Source organism: Vibrio sp. L5-1 (genome assembly GCF_021728315.1).
GTDB classification, from domain to species: Bacteria; Pseudomonadota; Gammaproteobacteria; order Enterobacterales; family Vibrionaceae; genus Vibrio; species Vibrio splendidus_K.
Window position 1 is genome coordinate 1 of sequence record NZ_JAKKCQ010000030.1, and the last position, 1514, is coordinate 1514.

The window sequence follows — 1514 nt, forward strand, 5'->3', positions numbered from 1 at the left end:
CGGCGCCTTTATCATCGCCAGCTTTGCTTGGCGTGATGATTGCCGCGTCGTCAGTACCAGTGATAGTCACTTCAACATTGTGAGTGCTGCCGTCTGCGGTTGCTACAGTAAAAGTGCGAACTATTGGAGTCGAGTCGGCGTCCAGCGCTTGAACATCGGCGTGGTCATTGTTGAGCACATAGGTCCAGTCACCGTCTGCATCGATACTGAACGTGCCGTAGTTGCCATCTTGAATATCGGTCTGCGCGGTAAACACCGCTTCGTCTAAATCCGGGTCGTCAACATTTAAATTACCGCCCGTGGTCAGCGTCACGTCTTCTTGCACCGCGCCTTTATCATCACCCGGTTTGCTTGGCGTGATGACCGCGGCGTCGTCGGAGCCGGTGATGGTCACTGCAATCTCATGCGTGCTGCCGTCGGCAGTTTCTACCGTGAAAGTGCGAACAATTGGAGTAGAGTCTGAATCTAGTGCTTGGACATCGGCGTGGTCATTGTTGAGCACATAGGTCCACTCACCGTCCGCATCGATACTGAACGTGCCGTAATTGCCATCTTGAATATCGGTCTGCGCGGTAAACACCGCTTCGTACAAATCCGGGTCGTCGACATTTAAATTACCGCCCGTGCTCAGCGTCACGTCTTCTTGCACCGCGCCAGTATCATCACCCGATTTGCTTGGCGTGATGATTGCCGCGTCGTCAGTACCAGTGATAGTCACTTCAACATTGTGAGTGCTGCCGTCTGCGGTTGCTACAGTAAAAGTGCGAACTATTGGAGTCGAGTCGGCGTCCAGCGCTTGAACATCGGCGTGGTCATTGTTGAGCACATAGGTCCAGTCACCGTCTGCATCGATACTGAACGTGCCGTAGTTGCCATCTTGAATATCGGTCTGCGCGGTAAACACCGCTTCGTCTAAATCCGGGTCGTCAACATTTAAATTACCGCCCGTGGTCAGCGTCACGTCTTCTTGCACCGCGCCTTTATCATCACCCGGTTTGCTTGGCGTGATGACCGCGGCGTCGTCGGAGCCGGTGATGGTCACTGCAATCTCATGCGTGCTGCCGTCGGCAGTTTCTACCGTGAAAGTGCGAACAATTGGAGTAGAGTCTGAATCTAGTGCTTGGACATCGGCGTGGTCATTGTTGAGCACATAGGTCCACTCACCGTCCGCATCGATACTGAACGTGCCGTAATTGCCATCTTGAATATCGGTCTGCGCGGTAAACACCGCTTCGTACAAATCCGGGTCGTCGACATTTAAATTACCGCCCGTGGTCAGCGTCACGTCTTCTTGCACCGCGCCAGTATCATCACCCGATTTGCTTGGCGTGATGACCGCCGCGTCGTCTGAGCCGGTGATGGTCACTGTAATCTCATGCGTGCTGCCATCCGCAGTTTCTACCGTGAAGGTGCGAACGATGGGAGTAGAGTTGGCGTCTAGAGCTTGAACATCCGCGTGGTCATTGTTGAGCGTGTACGTCCACTCACCGTCTGCATCGATACTGAACGTGCCG

Annotated in this window: 1 protein-coding gene; it reads right to left on the reverse strand. The window is 54.0% G+C overall.

Annotation, left to right across the window (positions count from 1 at the left end; genetic code table 11):
- On the reverse strand, positions 1-1514 hold a 1514-nt coding region (locus L3V35_RS25360; protein ID WP_237300854.1), incomplete at both ends, for a VCBS domain-containing protein.